The organism is Algorimicrobium algoritergicola, assembly GCF_008086165.1.
GTDB lineage: Bacteria > Bacteroidota > Bacteroidia > Flavobacteriales > Flavobacteriaceae > Algorimicrobium > Algorimicrobium algoritergicola.
The window spans coordinates 456,155-474,493 of the sequence record NZ_VSKL01000002.1; the positions used below are offsets into that span (position 1 = coordinate 456,155).

Annotated in this window: 18 protein-coding genes; 10 read left to right on the forward strand and 8 right to left on the reverse strand. The window is 34.9% G+C overall.

Annotation, left to right across the window (positions count from 1 at the left end; all coding sequences use genetic code 11):
- Positions 1–315 precede the first annotated feature (315 nt).
- Genes xdhC through ES675_RS08045 form a run of 3 tightly spaced genes read left to right on the forward strand, consistent with a single transcriptional unit; the run spans position 316 to position 2,626 of the window.
- Positions 316–1,098, forward strand: a complete 783-nt coding sequence (xdhC, locus tag ES675_RS08035) for a xanthine dehydrogenase accessory protein XdhC (protein WP_066247903.1) — start codon at positions 316–318, stop codon at positions 1,096–1,098.
- Between the two features lie 29 nt (positions 1,099–1,127).
- Complete coding sequence (locus tag ES675_RS08040) at positions 1,128–2,135, forward strand: hypothetical protein (RefSeq protein ID WP_066247905.1); 1,008 nt, start codon at positions 1,128–1,130, stop codon at positions 2,133–2,135.
- Complete coding sequence (locus ES675_RS08045) at positions 2,132–2,626, forward strand: nucleoside-triphosphatase (protein ID WP_066247906.1); 495 nt, start codon at positions 2,132–2,134, stop codon at positions 2,624–2,626. The genes ES675_RS08040 and ES675_RS08045 overlap by 4 nt, the downstream gene beginning before the upstream one ends.
- Here the strand turns inward: ES675_RS08045 and ES675_RS08050 are convergent.
- From ES675_RS08050 to ES675_RS08085, 8 genes are all read right to left on the reverse strand, one after another.
- The gene (locus tag ES675_RS08050; protein WP_066247908.1) at positions 2,617–4,941 is read right to left on the reverse strand and encodes a xanthine dehydrogenase molybdopterin binding subunit; all 2,325 of its coding nucleotides are present in this window, start codon (positions 4,939–4,941) and stop codon (positions 2,617–2,619) included. The two genes, ES675_RS08045 and ES675_RS08050, sit on opposite strands and share 10 nt — an antisense overlap.
- Complete coding sequence (locus ES675_RS08055; RefSeq protein WP_066247911.1) at positions 4,934–6,346, reverse strand: FAD binding domain-containing protein; 1,413 nt, start codon at positions 6,344–6,346, stop codon at positions 4,934–4,936. Before ES675_RS08055 ends, ES675_RS08050 begins: the two co-directional genes overlap by 8 nt.
- A 178-nt stretch (positions 6,347–6,524) precedes the next feature.
- Positions 6,525–6,995, reverse strand: a complete 471-nt coding sequence (locus ES675_RS08060; protein ID WP_066247913.1) for a nucleoside deaminase — start codon at positions 6,993–6,995, stop codon at positions 6,525–6,527.
- 177 nt (positions 6,996–7,172) lie between these two features.
- Complete coding sequence (locus tag ES675_RS08065) at positions 7,173–7,730, reverse strand: porin family protein (RefSeq protein WP_066247915.1); 558 nt, start codon at positions 7,728–7,730, stop codon at positions 7,173–7,175.
- Positions 7,731–7,906: 176 nt separating this feature from the next.
- On the reverse strand, positions 7,907–8,356 hold the full coding sequence (locus ES675_RS08070) for a KTSC domain-containing protein (RefSeq protein ID WP_066247917.1): 450 nt from the start codon (positions 8,354–8,356) through the stop codon (positions 7,907–7,909).
- A gap of 132 nt (positions 8,357–8,488) precedes the next feature.
- On the reverse strand, positions 8,489–9,874 hold the full coding sequence (locus ES675_RS08075; RefSeq protein ID WP_066247919.1) for an FAD-binding oxidoreductase: 1,386 nt from the start codon (positions 9,872–9,874) through the stop codon (positions 8,489–8,491).
- A 40-nt stretch (positions 9,875–9,914) separates the two neighbouring features.
- Positions 9,915–10,418, reverse strand: coding sequence for a YybH family protein (locus ES675_RS08080; RefSeq protein WP_246126232.1), 504 nt, complete (start codon positions 10,416–10,418; stop codon positions 9,915–9,917).
- A 126-nt stretch (positions 10,419–10,544) separates the two neighbouring features.
- Positions 10,545–11,639, reverse strand: a complete 1,095-nt coding sequence (locus ES675_RS08085) for a nickel-binding protein (RefSeq protein ID WP_066248113.1) — start codon at positions 11,637–11,639, stop codon at positions 10,545–10,547.
- Between the two features lie 235 nt (positions 11,640–11,874).
- Between ES675_RS08085 and ES675_RS08090 the strand changes: the two genes are divergently transcribed.
- From ES675_RS08090 to ES675_RS08120, 7 genes are all read left to right on the forward strand, one after another.
- A complete protein-coding gene (locus ES675_RS08090) occupies positions 11,875–13,257 on the forward strand; it encodes an NAD-dependent succinate-semialdehyde dehydrogenase (protein ID WP_066247923.1) in 1,383 nt (460 codons plus the stop codon).
- A 156-nt stretch (positions 13,258–13,413) separates the two neighbouring features.
- Positions 13,414–13,752, forward strand: a complete 339-nt coding sequence (locus ES675_RS08095) for a cupin domain-containing protein (protein WP_066247925.1) — start codon at positions 13,414–13,416, stop codon at positions 13,750–13,752.
- A 212-nt stretch (positions 13,753–13,964) separates the two neighbouring features.
- Complete coding sequence (locus ES675_RS08100; RefSeq protein WP_066247927.1) at positions 13,965–14,552, forward strand: TetR/AcrR family transcriptional regulator; 588 nt, start codon at positions 13,965–13,967, stop codon at positions 14,550–14,552.
- A 27-nt stretch (positions 14,553–14,579) separates the two neighbouring features.
- On the forward strand, positions 14,580–15,212 hold the full coding sequence (locus ES675_RS08105) for an NAD(P)H-dependent oxidoreductase (RefSeq protein ID WP_066247929.1): 633 nt from the start codon (positions 14,580–14,582) through the stop codon (positions 15,210–15,212).
- A gap of 12 nt (positions 15,213–15,224) precedes the next feature.
- Positions 15,225–16,226: an NADP-dependent oxidoreductase gene (locus ES675_RS08110; protein WP_066247931.1), complete on the forward strand. Its 1,002-nt coding sequence runs from the start codon at positions 15,225–15,227 to the stop codon at positions 16,224–16,226.
- A gap of 20 nt (positions 16,227–16,246) precedes the next feature.
- On the forward strand, positions 16,247–17,407 hold the full coding sequence (locus tag ES675_RS08115) for an iron-containing alcohol dehydrogenase (protein ID WP_066247933.1): 1,161 nt from the start codon (positions 16,247–16,249) through the stop codon (positions 17,405–17,407).
- An 8-nt stretch (positions 17,408–17,415) separates the two neighbouring features.
- Complete coding sequence (locus ES675_RS08120) at positions 17,416–18,222, forward strand: type 1 glutamine amidotransferase domain-containing protein (RefSeq protein WP_197503460.1); 807 nt, start codon at positions 17,416–17,418, stop codon at positions 18,220–18,222.
- The last annotated feature ends 117 nt before the right edge of the window (positions 18,223–18,339 follow it).

Consider the following 18,339-nt stretch of genomic DNA (forward strand, 5'->3'; position numbering starts at 1 on the left):
GAGTGCGTCAACCTTATAATTTATGCTATTAACTTCATACCATGAAATTTACAAAAAAATTGAACATTACATACATTAAAATATTAACAATTTTCGAGTTCGCGACTCTTATCCAATTGAATTTTGAATATCTAGATACTTTACGAGTTAAATTCATAAATTACATAATTCTAGTCATTGAGAAGTTTACCTATAAAAATAAAGAATGGCAGTTTTAAATTATACCATTTAATTCTAAAACACTTCCAAACATCCATATATCATGATAAAATTTATATCAAAAAACCTTACATTTAAAGTCTCATTTAATGAGCTATGACTAATTGGATTGACCTATTATCAGAATTTAAAAAAAAGCAACAACCTGTTGCGCTTGTAACTGTAACCAAGTGTTTAGGGTCAACACCTTGTGTGGTGGGTTCCAGAATGATTATAACGAACAACCAAGATTTGCATGGAACAATTGGTGGTGGAAAATTGGAATTTTTGGCTATGAAAGAAGCCATGACCGCACTCAATGAAAATAGAATTATAGAATCCAGCTATACTTTAGGACCCGAGTTTGAACAATGCTGTGGCGGAAAAGTTGAATTTATTATAGAACCTATGAACCAATCACCCAACTTATTTTTGTTTGGCGCAGGCCATATTGGTGTTGAGATTGCCAAATTACTAATTGGCACGCCGTTTAACGTTACGCTTATCGATTCGCGCGCTGATTGGTTTTCTAATTTGGAATTGGATACACGTATTTCAACACGCCAGGTATCTGAAACCGATTTCAAAACTTTTGCAGATGCGGTAAGGTGGGGAAAAAATTGTTATGTTTTAGTGCTAACTCATAATCATGCGGTTGATTTTGATATCATAAGTATGGCTTTATTAAAAGAAACCAAGTTTTTGGGGTTAATTGGAAGTAAAACCAAAAAGGTACGCTTTAACAATATGCTTATTAAAGAGATGAATATTCCTGATGGTATGACCCATGTCGTTTGTCCTATTGGATTAGATATTGGAGGCGATACACCAAAAGAAATTGCTATAAGTGTGGTTGCTCAACTGCTTCAAGTGCACTATAAGTTAAAGCAAAAATCTTAAAGAGATTCCTGCTTTCGCAGGAGGTACACATGAAAAACAATAAACTCATTATAGACAGACTAACGGCACTTTGGGCTTTAAACGAATCTGGTTTAGGTGGTTTTTTACATGTATTCAATTCGCCATTTACAGGATTGATTGTTGGTGGAATCGCTATTTTATTAATTAGTTTGATTGCCTTTTATGCCGAAAATAAATGGCAATCCATTCTAAAAGCTTTGGTTATTGTGTTAATTATCAAAATGGCGGTTAGTCCCTACTCGCCTTTTACAGCCTATATATCCGTAAGTTTTCAAGCGGTTCTAGCAGCATTCTTATTTTCCAATTTCTCATGGCATAGTTTTACGTTGATTGTTTTAGGAATGGTTACCTTTTTACAGTCGGCACTGCAAAAACTATTAACCTTGACTATTATTTATGGAACCGAATTTTGGGAAGCCATCAACATCTATGGGTCATGGATTCAGAACAAAATGAATCTCCTAACCGAAACATCTACGACATCCGTTTTGATTGGATTGTATTTGTTTATTTATGGTGTTTGTGGCTTGCTAGCTGGACTTTTTATCAATCGTATGATTGGAATTATTGCAACCAAAGCAAACACAGATTTTTATTTAGAACCAGTAACTCAAGCTAATAATACTAAAAAACCAAAACGCAATTATTCATCAAAAATCATTTGGGTTTGGCTCATAACCATTGCTATTATTGTTTTAGCTTTCACCCTTTTTGGCGGTACTTTATTTGGCTGGCAAAAAGCGATTTATATTATTCTACGTAGTTTCTTTATTTTAATGATTTGGTATCTAGTTTTAGGACCTTTTGTTTTGAAGTTAATTCGAAAGTACCTCAATCATAAAGAATCAAAATATCAAGAAGATATCACCAATGCGATGGATTTGTTTCCATATTTCAGACAAATTATGTCCTATACCTGGAAAGAAACCAAACATTTAAAAGGCTATACGCGGTTTAAATATTTTATGGCGAATAGTATTTCTAATTGTATTCATTTTAAAACTCCAACGGAATGATATACATCTTAACAGGAGCCATCAGATCAGGAAAAACAACAGCTCTCGTCAATTGGTTTAAAAACAGACAAGATGTAGATGGCTTGCTATGTCCCGATAATTCGGTTGGCAAACGGTATTTTTTTAAGATACAATCTGAAGTAGAATTTGAGCTTGAAATAGGAACTGAAGTTGAAACTGAAAAAATTATTCAAATTGGAAACTTTCGGTTTTTAAAATCCGCTTTTGATAAGGCCAATACGTATTTAATGTCGATTGCTTCTGAAAACCCTAAAACGCATATCATTATTGATGAAATTGGAAAATTAGAATTGAAAAATGATGGGTTGCATGAATCTGCTGAACAATTGATTTCAAAATTTCAATTGGACGAGGAACACCATGTAATTCTAGTGGTTCGAGATTATTTATTAGAAGCTGTTTTAGAACATTATACTATTTCTGAATATTCCCTTATAAAGACTGAAGATTTAGAAAGTGATTATTTTTGATAAAGACTCATCAATACTTTTTCTGGTGTCATTGGTGCATGAAACTTTAAATTATAATTCGGATTAAAGGCTTTAATTGCATTTTGAAGTGCAAAATAAGCACCAATACCATACATTAAAGGGGGTTCACCAACGGCTTTCGATTTTAAAATAGCTTGCTCATGACCTTCAGTTTCTAAAGGAATGGTTTCAACAATTTTAGGCACCGAAAACAAATCTGGAATTTTATAAGTTGATAAGGCGTTCGAAAGTAATTTTCCGTCTTCATTATACGCAATTTCTTCCATCGTCATCCAACCAATACCTTGAATTAAAGCACCTTCCACTTGACCTAAATCAATCCCTTCACTCATACTTTTTCCGTAATCGTGAACCATTTTCACGCTATCAAATTCATATGTACCACGTGTGCAATCTACTGTTGTGGTAATAATAGCTGTTCCATACACATGATATGCAAACGGATGGCCTTTTTCCTTGGTTTTATCAAAGTGAATTTCTGGTGTGGCATAATGGGCATTTTCCGTTAAAGCTACACGTTTTAACATGGCTTTACTGATAAGTTCAGTCCATGATAAATCAGATTTTTTATGGTTGACATAAATAAATTCATCTTGTAAGGTGATGTCTATTTCTGAAACATCCAATGCTTCTGAAGCTACTATTTTCAGTCGCTCAACCAAAGCGTTACATGCCATTTGCGTTGCTTTTCCATTTAAATCTGCAGTAGAACTAGCAGCTGATGGCGACGTATTAGCAACTCGGGTTGTATTGGTCGTTTCTATCTTGATTTTTTCAATAGGAACGGAAAATATATCAGCTGCAATTTGCATCATCTTCGTATTAACACCTTGTCCCATTTCTACAGCGGCCGTGCTGATGCCAACACTTCCATCCAAATAAATATGAACCAAAGCGCGCGCATGATTCATTGGTGTATTCGTAAATGAAATACCAAAAGTTATTGGCATAAAAGCGATGCCTTTTTTAAAGTCAGAATTCAATTTATTAAAATCAGCCACCTCCAGCTCCAATGCGTCACTATTAAATACTGATTTTGCCGAATTCCATGAATTTTTCGCTTCTACTTGTTTGGCAATTTGTCCATAAGAAAACATATCGTTTTCATCTAATAGATTTGCTTCTTGAATAGTTTTAGAAGACACACCAATTTCATGAGCCGCTTTTGCAATAGCAGATTCAATGACGAACATACCTTGTGGTCCACCAAAACCTCGAAACGCCGTGTTTGGAGGTAAATTGGTTTTACAACTTAAAACGGTTGTACTCACGTTTGGCACATAATAACTATTCGTCGCGTGAAATAGGGTGCGTTCAGCTATGGCTGGCGATAAATCGGCTGCAGCACCAGAATTCTGAAGAAACTCCGCTTGGTAAGCTAAAATTTTTAAGTCTTTAGATAAACCTATTTTATAAGAACTTTCATACGGATGTCGTTTGCCTGTCATGCGTAAATCATCATGACGATTCAACACCAATTTAACCGATTGATTTAAATGATACGTTGCTAAAGCTGCCATAACAGCCCAAGGAGTTGCTTGGTCTTCTTTACCACCAAAACCACCACCAAGTCTGGTTACATCAATTTCAATTTTATGCATGGCAATACCTAAAACGCGCGCTGTTGTGGCTTGTACAGCAGTTGGGCCTTGCGTAGAGGATGTGATTTTTATATTCCCATTTTCCAATGGTTCGGCATAGGCACCTTGTGTTTCAATATATAAATGTTCTTGTCCGTTTGAAAAAGTTTCGCCTTCAAACACATACTCACAATTGGCAAATGTTTTTTCAGTGTCTCCTAAACTGAATGATCTAGGCGCATTTATAAAACTCCCTTTTGCTTTGGCTTCTTTAGCCGTTGTAATCACTGGTAATTCTTCAATTTCAATGGCAATTAATTGTCTGGCTTGTCTGGCAATAAATTCAGTTTCAGCAACAATTAAAGCAATTGGCATACCCCAAAAATGGACCTCGTTTTCAGCAAAAAGTGGTTCATCTGCAATGATACCTCCAATTTCATTGACACCAGGAATATCTTTATAGGTAAAAATACGTTCGACACCTTCCAATGCTTCTGCTTTAGAATAATCGATACTTATAATTTTTCCATGCGCTTTTGGCGAATCATAAACAACAGCATGAAAGGTACCTTGTCTGATATTGACATCGTCCACATAGAGTGATTCACCACGAACATGCGTGTACGAATCTCTATTTTTAACGCTGTTTTTTAATGATTTTGTAACGGCATCAAGTTTAGAATCTAAGTTGGTATGTGGTTTGTTTTTATGCATGTTGAACAAAATCGTTTAAAGTGAATTGCTTTGGAAATAACGTGGTAAAATGTGCGAAAAATAATTGTCTTGCCAACAATCGCTTATAATCACTTGTGCCACGAACATCACTAATTGGGGAGATTTCAGATTGAAGGATTTTGTTCGCTTGCATTATGATTTCAACAGTCAAATCTTTTCCCCTTAAAAATTTAGAGGTTTCGTGCAAATATTTTGGAATGGCTGCAACGCCTCCAATAGACACATGAACTTCTGAAATATGATCGTCATTTACTGCAATATGAATAGCCGAATTAACGCTTGCAATATCTAAATGTGTACGTTTGCAGACTTTTTCAAAATTAAAATAGGATTGTTTTGTTGGTAAATTGAAACGGATTTCCTTTAACAATTCACGGTCGTTTAAATCAAATTTTTTATAGTCTTGATAGAAATTTTTAAGTGCAACGGTTCGCTCATTTTCATTTTCGTCAATAATAGTAACATCACTATTTAAAGCTAAAAAGAAAATGGTCATATCGCCAATTGGTGAGGCATTAACAAGGTTTCCACCAAAGGAAGCCATATTTCTAATTTGTTCTGAAGACACCAACTTCAGGTGTTTTCGTAAGTTGGGTAACAAGTTATTTAGTTCCGTATGATTCCATAAATCAGTAACCGTTGCATTGGTTCCAATTGAGCAAATGGTGTCATTAATCGTAATTCCTTTTAAATAATCTTTTTCAGCAATTAAATGTACATCGTTATCAGCTAAATGATCTGCCTGTTGCACGTATAAATCGGTTCCTCCAGAAACAAATTTTCCTTTGGGCTGATTTAAATTTTTTGCTTCAATATCTAGTAAACGTTGTGGAATGCTTTTAAAGTATTCAGGAATAAAGCCATGATCAATTAACCAACCTAAGGAATGAACTTCGTGGTTTTCTAATTTTTCAACCACTTGAAGTGCTGCTTTCTCTATGGCTTTGTAACCTGTACATCTACAGATGTTTCCGCTAATAGCATCTAAAGCATTACTATAGTTTTTTTCCGAATTTGATAATGCAAAACCTGTTAGCGACACGACAAAACCAGGTGTGCAAAAACCGCATTGTGTGGCGTAATTTGCTTTCATGGCCTCTTGAGACGTGGTTAATTTGTCTTTTAGATTGGTGCCTTCAACCGTTACAATATGCTTACCATGGGCGTTTCCTAAAGGTGAAATACAGGATGTAATAGTTTGATACTCTATAACGCCATTCGCATTTAAAGTGCCGACTAAAACGGTGCATGCACCACAATCGCCTTCACGACAACCTATTTTGGTGCCTGTGAGTCGTTGTTGGTATCGCACAAAATCCAATAAAGTCATTCCAGAATGTTCTGGTGTTTTAATGGTTTTGTTATTTAGTATGAAGGTGATCATGTTTTAATTTCAATTTGTTTTAGAAATTCCTTTCGAAAGGAAAATTGAATCTTCACTATATCGTCAGTTCGAGTGAAATTTCAATTTAGAAATTTTGTGTCGAGAAGGTTTATTGTAACAAAGGTTCTCGATACATTTCTCGTAAACTCGAAACACTCGAACTAACGTTAACTATAATCTAATACGCCGTTTTATCAATTTTTTTCGTCCATTCCTGAAAAGGTTCAATAGCAATATCGCGTGCAAATTGCTCAAATGGAATGCTTCGCTCTGCATATGGTAATGGAATTTCCTTATATATAAACTCATCATCAAAGCCTATATTAGCAGCATCACTTTGGCTACTTCCGTAATAAACTTTATCAGGTCTTGCCCAATAAATAGCGCCTAAACACATAGGACACGGTTCACAAGACGTGTAAATTTCACAACCATCTAATTGAAATGAGCCTAAATTTTTACAGGCATCTCTAATAGCCGTAACTTCAGCATGTGCCGTTGGGTCATTACTAGAAGTGACTTTATTATTTCCACGTCCTACTATTTTTCCATCTTTAACAATAACGCAACCAAATGGTCCACCTTCGTTATTATTCATTCCTTTTAAAGCTGCGTTTACAGCTTCTTTCATAAATTGTTCTTTACTCATTTTAAATTATTTTCTTAAAAATACAAATCATTTGAAGTATTACTAGTGAAAATCAAGGTTATTTATAAACATAAATTATCAGGATTGATTCTACAAAAAAAGCAAATAAACGATTCATTTTCAACATCCTGAATACGAGTTCATTTGCTTTTGCTAATAATAAAAATAAAACTAGTTTTAGAAAAAGAAGTATCCCACGGATACCTGCACCACACCATTTCTGATTTTATCTGAAGAACCTGAAACGTCATTAACATTCGATAATCCAAGATTGTATCTAGCTCCAAAGTTTAATCCGTTATTTAGTTTATAACCGAGACCAAAATTGATACCAAAATCTACAGCATTAAAATTATCTTTCACCTTTATATCTTCATTCTTGGCAGATAGCAAAAACCCAATTTGTGGTCCAGCTTCAATACTAAAACCCTTGGTTACATAGTATTTCCCCATTAAAGGTAGATTCAAATAATTAAGTGTCACCACATCATCATTAAAACTATAACCTTGAATGGAATACATAATTTCTGGTTGAATAGAAAATTTTTCAGTTAATGACTTTTCAGCCATAACTCCAAAATTAATAATGGTAGTTATTGGACCTGTTGCACCCGTATTATCACCATAAATATCGGAGAAATTTATGCCCACTTTAGCACCAAAATGAATATCTTGAGCCTGTAATTGGGAGAATCCTAAAACGGCAATTGCTGATAAAAGTAAAGTTTTTTTCATTGTTTCAAGTTTTTAATTATTCGAAACAAAAAAAGATAATTTTATAGTTATAAAACTTTTATTTATAGTAGTATTAACGTTTTTAACCATTTTTAACAACCTTAAAAACCAGTAAGCCTTAAGTAAATTAAGGCTTAAATATATACGTTTTAAATAAAAGTAATCGGTAACAGATGTTATGCGTTTTCTAGTATTCGCTTGGTTCTTCTGTAGGTGTAATTTGGATAAATGCTACGTTTAGCAAAACGATTTAGCTTATCACTATTAATCATTTTAATATACACTTGTTTGGTAACACCAAAGTACTCATAAGATGAGCCGTCTTGAAAGAAAATTTCCAATAATAATCCTTTATGGGTATAATCTGTAATACCAGAATTGGTAATAGTTTCTGTGTAATCCTCTAAATTTGCAGCAATAGTTTCTGGTGCAATACTGACCAAAAAATGGTAGCCATCAATAATCTTTCGACTATTAATTTCAGCTTCTTCTTGACGCGCGTCACCATTTTGGAATTTGTCTGGATGCCATTCTTTAACTAAATCACGGTAACTCTTTTTTAAAGACTTTAATTCCAATTCCTTTTCAACTCCAAAGAGTTTCTTGTATTCGTTTATGCGCTTCATACCAAATTTATTTGAGGGCGCAAAAGTACGTGTAAATTCGAGATGAGCAACTATAAAATGCTGAAATTATTAATTTGGTTGGTTTAGTATCCTAGAATGGAATGGATTGCTTGATACCACGTGCTATTTTCATCAGGGCTTAATATTCTGATTCACCTGAAATAAATTCTCGGGATCATAGGTTCTTTTAATCTTAACTAATCTGTCGTAATTGTGTTTATAGCTCGCTTTTACACGATCCTGACCTTCGTCCATCATGAAATTAGAATAGGCACCACCTGCAGAATATGGATGTAAGGCTTCTTGATAGGATTTGCACCATTTGCTAATTTTATCTGCATTTTTAGGGTCGGGATCCACACCAACATATACACCTGCATATTTAGCATTTCTATAAGCCCAAGGGGTATCTTCAGCTCCTACTCTACTTGCAGCTCCACTAATATTATATAAATGCATTTGAGACAATGGTGTTGGAATATTGGATCCAAATTTTAAATGCTGTTCACATATTTCAGCTGTTAATGAATTAAAAAAATCGGCTCTCCAATACCACTGCATGCCTGTTGGGAAGAATCCGTCGAACATGCTCTGTACAGCGGGGTAAGGCATTTCACCAACATGTGCAAACACCGGATTTAAATCTAACACAGGTTTAAATAAAGCATCAAATTTATCCGCATCACCAGTATAACACCAAACAATGGCGCAAAATTGTTTGTTATGCAGTTCGGTTGGAAATGGTGATTCTGGGACTATCATTGTTGCAATAAATCCACTTAAATCCTCGGTTGCATTTTGGATAAAACTATCATACCAGCTCATAATTTCCTCAACGCGTTCTATTGGCCAGAAAGTGGGTCCTCCCATAACTGTTTTTAATAGATGAGCTTGAAAAGTAAACGATGTTACCACGCCAAAGTTTCCACCACCTCCACGAATAGCCCAAAATAAATCAGTGTTTTGCTTGGCGTTTACCGTAACAAAAGAGCCATCAGCTAAAACCATATCGGCTTCCAATAAATTATCAATGGTCAATCCATATTTTCGAGATAAATAGCCAACACCACCACCAAGGGTTAAACCTCCAACACCTGTTGAGGATACCATTCCAGAAGGGATTGCCAATCCAAATTCATGAGTGGCTGCATCAACTTCATTCCAAATATTGCCACCTCCAACTTTTACGGTATTGTTTGAAGTATTTACTTCTACAAATTTGATACCTGACAAATCAATAACTAAACCGTCATTACATAATCCCAAACCACCTCCATTGTGACCACCTCCTCTAATAGCGACCAACACATTGTTATCTCTTCCAAAATTTACACACGCTTGAACGTCCTCCACATTTTCACACATGGCAAATAATCCTGGATGTTTATCTATCATGGCATTATACACTTTGCGAGTATTGTTATAATTGTCATCTGAAGGAAAGATTACTTTATCCTTTAATTTTGATTTGAAGTTTTTTATGATTCCTGAATCGACTGATTTTATTGAGTTTTTCATCTATCTAGATATTAAATTGCGTGTTGGTGTTTTTAACTTCCTATTTTGCTAATGGCGAATGGTGTTCGTGTACCATTTTCCAACCATCATCTGTTTTTACGAATAACAGGGTTATTTGATCATTAACAACCACGAGGTCGTTTCCAAATTTTAATTCAAAATCGGAGTGAAATGTTAGATTAGCAACATCACCATAAACAGCAATTTTTAAATCATTTGCCTCAAATTTCACCACTTCGGTTACAGCACCAAAAACATTCCGTTCATGAGCTTCATTTGCAACACTACCATTTCTTGGTTCGCCATTTTTAAATTCAGTGAATTTTGGTCCATAAGCATGGAAGGAAATTAACTTATCCATATCACCATCTTTAATGCTCTGTGCAAGAGCTCCAAAGGTTTCCATAACTTCTTGTTTCGCTTTTGGAAACTCGTCCTGTATTAAATCAATTTTTGCATCTGCTTGTTGTGCTTGCAGTTCAGAACCTGTGATTATAATTGCAAAAATCATAATCAATACGCATGTCAATTTTGTTTTCATCATTTTATATTTAATTGGTTTTCATCAAAAGTAGAATAGAAAAACTTTCTATCATTCTACATTTGGACCAATTAAAAGCAATTTTAGACCAAGAGCACACTAACAGCTAACAACTTGAAAAACAGTATTTTATTTATAATTTATAAAGGTTGAAGGTAGAATACCGTATTTTTTATTAAAACATTTAGAAAAATAAGCTGGGCTACTAAAACCTGTTTGATAAGCTACTTCCGAAATATTACAACCTTGTTTATTCAATAATTCTAAAGCTTTTTGTAAACGGTAATCACGTAAAAAGGTATTGGGTGATTTGCCTATCAATTTCTTCATAGTTCGGAATAACTGCGACTTGCTGTAACCTAAATTTTCTTCAAAATCGTTTACGCTTGTGGCTGTATGTGACCAAATTTTTTCGGTGTAAACCATTAATTGTGTCATAAACACTTCGTCATTACTAGTTAGAACAAGAATAGCTGTATTTTTAGGGATTGGCTTATTTTGATTTTCCCCTTCATAAAGATCTTTAATAGCTGTTGTAATGGAAAAATTTCCTTTGACTATATCTGATAAATAATCTGATGTTTTTATAGTATCTTCAAAAATACCTTCCTTATCCGTTACTGGGATTCCAGCGCTAATGCCTATTTTAAATTCTAAATCTGGCGTGACAATACTATTATGCGAATCTTGAACATGTATACCACAGTTTATAGCATCTGTTACCGACTCAAAAGATATAAGAAAGGTGTTTCCGTCCTGCTTTACAAGTCGACCATTATAATGAGCTGTCCATGATTTTATGGAAGTAATATATCCTCTAATCGCTGCCTTTAAGATGCTGATATCAGAATTCCTTAATGTTTTGTTCTGTATTTTAACAACCATAATGGTTCTAAATGCTGGATCATTAATAATGTTTAAGCTCACATTTTTTGACTTTTCAGGATCTTCAATTCTACCTAAAAAAGATTCCACAATAGTGTCATTAACCTCAATAATACGTGTGGGAATAGCGCCATGCGCATCTTCATGTAAGTCAATTAATGCTTGTTTGCTTGGTGCTTCTATTAAACAAAAGGCTGTTTTCCGTTTTTCATCACACCAATAGGTTAAACCTCTACAATTGTACTTGTGTTCCGTATCTAAATCGGCTTGGTGCATTTCTGCTACATGTGCAGCTGTAATACCTTCAGGAAGCTCGTGTAAGTCTAAAAATAATGGCATCGTATTGATTTTGAATGTAATATACCAATTTTCTTTATTACGCAGATTCAAAAATTAAGATTTCTACACCTTTATATAAAAATGAAAATCAGACCTAATTTATAAAGCAACAGCTAGTTAAGAGCTTCATTGCTTTTTACGATTTTATGCAATTGCGTTAAAAATGAATTTGTACGAGCAAAGCGAAACTGTAAAAATATTGGATATTCCAGAAAGCAAATAATTTTAAAAAACTATGAAAACTAAAACGTTTACAACAAGCAATCCAACCACCGGAAAAACTTTGGAAACCTATAACTATATGACCGATTCCGAAGTGGAGTCAATAATAGAAAAATCTCACAAAGCATTTACAGCATGGCGTTCAAAATCCATTGAAGCACGCGGTAAAATAATTCAAGCGATAGGAAAAGAATTAATAAATCAAAAGTCCGAATTAGCACAGCTTATGACCGATGAAATGGGGAAACTCATTAAACAAAGTCATCAGGAAGTAAAATTGTGTGCTGGTATTTGCGATTATTCCGCATCTATTGCAGCCGATAATTTAAAAAACGAAACCCGCGAATTATCCAACGGTGGAAAAGGCATTATTACCTACGCACCTATTGGAATTATTTACGGCATTCAGCCTTGGAATTACCCAAGTTACCAAGTCATACGTTATGCTATTACCAATTTAATGGCTGGAAATAGTGTATTATTAAAGCACGCAGCCAATGTTACTGGAACGGCCAAACGTTTAGAATCTATATTTAAAAATGCAGGTTTACCAGATGGTTTATTTAGCGTTTTAGTAATAGATCATGACCAATCAGATACCGTTATAAAACATAAATTAGTGAGAGGTGTAACGCTTACAGGTAGTCCAGATGCTGGAAAAACTATTGGTAAATTGGCTAGTGAAAATTTAAAGAAAACCGTTTTAGAATTAGGAAGTAATGATGCTTATCTAATTTTAAAGGATGCTGATTTGGAAAATGCCGTAAAACAATCTGTTATGGGTCGTATTTATAATAACGGTGAAACCTGTATTGCTGCTAAACGATTTATTGCTGTGGATGCCATTTACGATAAATTCAAAGACGCTTTTGTAAAGGCTATGAGCGAAATTAAATTGGGAAATCCCAATGAAAAAGAGACAGACTTAGGTCCTATGGCACGAAAAGATTTACGTGAAAAAATCCATAAACAAGTAACGGAAAGTGTTGAAAAAGGAGCAAAAATTCTATGTGGAGGAAAACTGCAGGAAGGTGACGGTTATTACTATCCCGCTACAGTTTTAGAAAACGTAAAACCAGGACAACCAGCTTACGATGATGAACTTTTTGGACCCGTTGCATCACTTATCAAAGCTAAAGATGAAGAAGACGCCATGCGAATTGCCAATGACAGCCGTTTTGGATTAGGTGGTGGAATTTTTTCCAAAGATGTAGATCGCGCTACCAAGTTAGCTGAAATGCATTTTGATACGGGAATGGTTTTTATCAATTCCTTTGGTTTGGCCGATCCTACAATGCCATTTGGTGGTGTAAAAGATTCTGGTTATGGTCGTGAGCACGGTGGATTTGGTATGAAAGAATTTGTAAACGTTAAGTCTATATTAATTAGCGAATAGTAAATTTGTAGCTATATAATCCAGGATTACCATAAAAGCATATTTTATTTCGGATATTTTTGTCCGCTATTAAATATGCTTTACCTTTGTGAAACAAATACAATAAAACCATAGCCAACAATTTATTAACAAACATCCATCTTTAAAAATACATTTATGAAAACAGCATCTATAACAGAAAATTTAGTTTATAATACAGATAAACCAGCTATTAGTGTGCTTCTTGATAGCGATCACTCCAAAGAAATCAGAATTATCATGCGCAAAGGCCAAATTATGAAAGAACATAAAGCACCTGCTCCTATTGTAATATCCATTTTTGAAGGCACGATAGAATTTGGTGTAAATGGTGAGAAATTACAGCTTAAAAAAGGCGATTTAATTGCTTTAGAAGCCAATGTCCCTCATGATTTGTTATGTACCACTGATTGTATTGTGCGCTTATCTTTATCCAAAACAGATAGTGTTAATCGTGTGGAACGTGTGGTTGAATAGATTGTAATATATACTCATACTAAAAGGTCAACTCTTATAGAATTGACCTTTTTTAGAATCAATTGTTTTAGAGTTTACGGCTAAATGTTGTTTTACCTAATCGTTATACGCCTTTTATTCCTGTCCCAAGCCTAAATCTTTAAACCTAAACATTTGTTAAAAAAGAATGAACATTCATTTTTTAATGTATCTTTGTACCAGAATTATAAAACATGGCAAAACTTCAGAAAAGTATCGATAAACGCAACGCCCTTATTAAAGCTACCATTGAGTTGGTAAATAATAATGGATTTCACGCCACGCCTATGAGTAAAATAGCGAAGATGGCCAACGTATCGCCCGCAACTATATACATCTACTTTGAAAACAAACAGGACTTGGTAAATAAAACCTATTTAGAAGTGAAAGGCGCTTATACAGATTATGCCTTTGCTACTTATAGTGATGAACTTTCTGTTGAGGCCGGATTTGAAACAATTTGGAAACGCATAGCTGATTTTAAACAAACCGAACTTGAAAAAGCCACGTTTTTAGCGCAATGTGATAACACACCCATGATTGACGAACCAAGCGTGCAACAAGGAATTAAACATTTACAACCCCTACTCGACCTTTGGGAGCGTGGAAAACAGGAAGGTGTTATAAAGCCTCTATCCAACTATATATTATATGCCTATGCTATTAATCCATTATCATTTTTAATGATGGCACAAAAGCGTGGCAATTTTGAATTAGATCAAAATCAAATAGATGCAGCCTTTCAATCGGCTTGGAGCAGTATAAAAACAATTGAAAACTAACATTATTAAAAACAAAAAATAAAACCTATGGAATTATTAGATAAATTAAATTGGAGATATGCTGCAAAGGCCATGAATGGAGAAAAAGTAGCAGACAAAAAAATAGAACGCATATTAGAAGCGGCTCGATTAGCTCCAACGTCAAGTGGCTTACAACCTTTCGAAATTTTTGTTATCAAAAACCAAGATATTAAGGAACAAATTAAACCTGTTGCTTGGAATCAGTCGGTTATTACCGATTGTTCACACCTACTCGTTTTTGCGGCTTGGGATACATATACAGCTGATCGCATAAATTATATGTTTGACTTAACTAATGATATCCGAGGTTTTAAAAATGAAGGCTGGGAAAATTACCGAGAAATGTTATTAAGTTCTTATCCGCAGAAAGATGCTGAAGAAAACTTTAATCATGCTGCTAAACAAGCATATATTGCCTTTTCACAAGCCATTACATCAGCTGCTTTTGAAGGCGTGGATACTACACCATTAGAGGGTTTTGATCCTGATGCTGTGGATGCTATTTTAGGTCTTCGTGAAAAAGGACTACGCAGTACGGTTTTATTACCAGTAGGATACAGACTAGAAACTGAAGACTGGTTAGTAAATTTGGTCAAGGTTAGAAAACCTATGACAGATTTAGTAACTGTAATTGAATAAAAACTATAGAATATGAAAACACAAACAATATTATTAAAAAATAGACCTGAAGGCAAACCAAAGCTTTCCGATTTCGAATTTACAACGGAAGATTCAATCGAAACTATCAGTTCCGGCGAGATGTTATTAGAAACTGCTTATGTTTCCGTAGATCCCTATTTACGTGGTCGCATGAGTGACGCCAAGTCTTATGTCCCACCATTTGAATTGAACAAACCTATACACTCCGGTGTTGTTGCTAAAGTTATCGACTCTAAAAACGACAAATTTTCGGAAGGTGATTATGTTTCAGGTATGTTGGATTGGAAAACTCAACAAATATCAAAAGTTGAAGATCTTTTAAAGGTCGATGCTAGTAAAGCACCATTAAGTGCTTATTTAGGAATTTTAGGCATGACTGGCTTAACAGCTTATTGTGGATTAACACAAATTGGTAAACCACAAGCTGGCGAAACATTAGTCGTTTCGGGGGCGGCAGGAGCCGTAGGATCTATTGTTGGTCAGATAGGGAAAATCCTTGGATTACGCGTTATTGGTATAGCTGGTACAGATGAAAAGATTGACATGTTAAAATCCAAATTTGGTTTTGATGCAGGTATCAATTATAACACGACAGACAATATGAAAACGGCAATAGCCGAAGCTGCTCCAGATGGCGTGGATATTTATTTTGATAATGTAGGAGGTCCAATTTCGGATGCTATATTCTTTAGTATTAACAAATTTGCACGCATTATTAATTGTGGCGCAATATCGGTATACAATAACACCGAATTGCCAAAAGGCTTAAGTGTACAACCATTTCTAGTTAAAAATAGCGCACTCATGCAAGGCTTTATCGTTTCGAATTATGTAGAAAAATTTCCAGAAGCAATGAAGCAATTATCAGAATGGTTAGCCGAAGGAAAACTTACCTATACAGAAACAATAGTAGATGGTTTCGACAACATTCCGAAAGCTTTTATCGATTTATTTGAAGGTAAGAATAAAGGTAAAATGATTGTTAAAATCTAAATTTTAGAAAAAAAAATATTATGAACAATTTTGAATTTAAAAACCCGACCAAAATTATATTTGGAAAGGATAGTATCAAAAAATTAGAAAATGAAATACCTGAAAACGCTAAAATCCTACTCTTGTATGGCGGCGGAAGTATTAAGAAAAACGGTATTTATAATCAAGTAAAAGCAGCATTAGGCACTGCAACGGTTATTGAATTTGGTGGCATCCCTGCCAATCCAGAATATGCTGTTTTATTGGAAGCTTTGGAAATTATTAAAACAGAAAACATCAACTTTTTACTAGCCGTTGGTGGTGGTTCCGTAATTGATGGTACTAAATTTTTATCAGCTGCGGCCTTATATGAAGGTCTTACGCCTTGGGATATTTTAGCTGATAATATTAGAACCGAAAAAGGTTTGCCATTTGGTACGGTTTTAACCTTGCCGGCAACCGGTTCTGAAATGAATTCAGGTGCCGTAATTACCCGAGCTGAAACTAAAGAAAAATTAAGTATGGGCGGTCCTGGCTTATTTCCAGAGTTTTCCATTTTGGATCCACAGGTAATAACGTCTATTCCAGAGCGCCAATTGGCTAATGGTTTAGCAGATGCCTTCACACACGTTTTAGAACAATATATGACCTACCCTAGTGGTGCCTTATTACAAGATCGTTTTGCTGAAAGTATTATGCAAACCATTATAGAGGTAGCGCCAAAGGTATTGAAAGATCCAACGGATTATCAAGCGGCTTCAAATTTCATGTGGAGTTGCACGATGGCCTTAAACGGACTCATTCAAAAAGGTGTTCCTACAGATTGGGCAGTTCACGCCATTGGTCACGAGTTAACGGCCTTATTTGGAATAGACCATGCACGAACTCTAGCTGTTATTGCACCAAGTCATTACAAGTATAATTTTGAAGCGAAAAAAGACAAATTAGCACAATATGGCGAACGTGTTTGGAATATTACAGAAGGCAACACAGATGACATTGCATATTTAGCTATTGAAAAAACTGTCGCATTTTTCCATGCTTTGGGAATTAATACCAAACTATCAGATTATACCAAAGACTTTGAGGGTACTGCAGAAACCATATCGCAACGATTCACGGATCGTGGTTGGTTGGGATTAGGAGAACACCAATCCTTATCTCCAGACAAGGTGGAAAAAATTGTAAAAATGGCTTACTAGTTTTACAGATGAAGATTATTCAAACCGTCGCATTTGTGCTAACCATTCTTGCAGTTTCAAGCTGTAAAGACAGCAAAATGAAAAAAACTTCTGAAAGCGTTTTAGAAGAATCATTAAACAGTAAAAAAGAAAAAACTATGAATATATTATTTGTATTAACATCTCACGATAAATTAGGAGATACCGGAAAGAAAACAGGGTTTTGGGTTGAAGAATTTGCAAGCCCTTACTACACGTTATTAGATAAAGGTGCAACCATAACTATTGCAACACCAAAAGGTGGTGCTGCCCCTATTGATCCAAGTAGTGACACGCCAGATGCTGCTACCGAGGCTACCAAACGTTTTGAAAAAGATGGGGAAGCCAAGGCACGAATTGCGAACACACAGAAATTATCGGATATGAATCCAGATGATTTTGACGCTGTATTTTATCCAGGCGGACATGGTCCTTTATGGGATTTAGCAAATGATGAAACATCTATTGCATTAATCGAAAAATTTAATAGTCAAGCCAAACCAATAGGATTTGTATGTCACGCACCTGCTGCTTTAAAAAGTGTAAAAGGTACAGATGGGAACCCGTTAGTAAAAGGGAAAAAAGTAACTGGTTTTACCAACACAGAAGAAGCTGCTGTTGGTCTGACTGATGTGGTACCATTTTTAGTTGAAGATATGCTCAATAATAATGGTGGAATCTACTCAAAAAAGGATGATTGGGCTGCCTATGCCATTCAAGATGGTAATTTAATTACAGGTCAAAATCCAGCATCATCTGAATTAGTAGCAGAAAAAATACTGGAAAGTTTAAAGTAAGTTTATTTTATTTTAGTGATTAGTAAAGAGGTCGTCCGATTTGGACGACCTCTTTATGTTTATAAACATAACACCAAATTACACTAATAAAAAGCTTAAATATAGTGGAACTTTAAG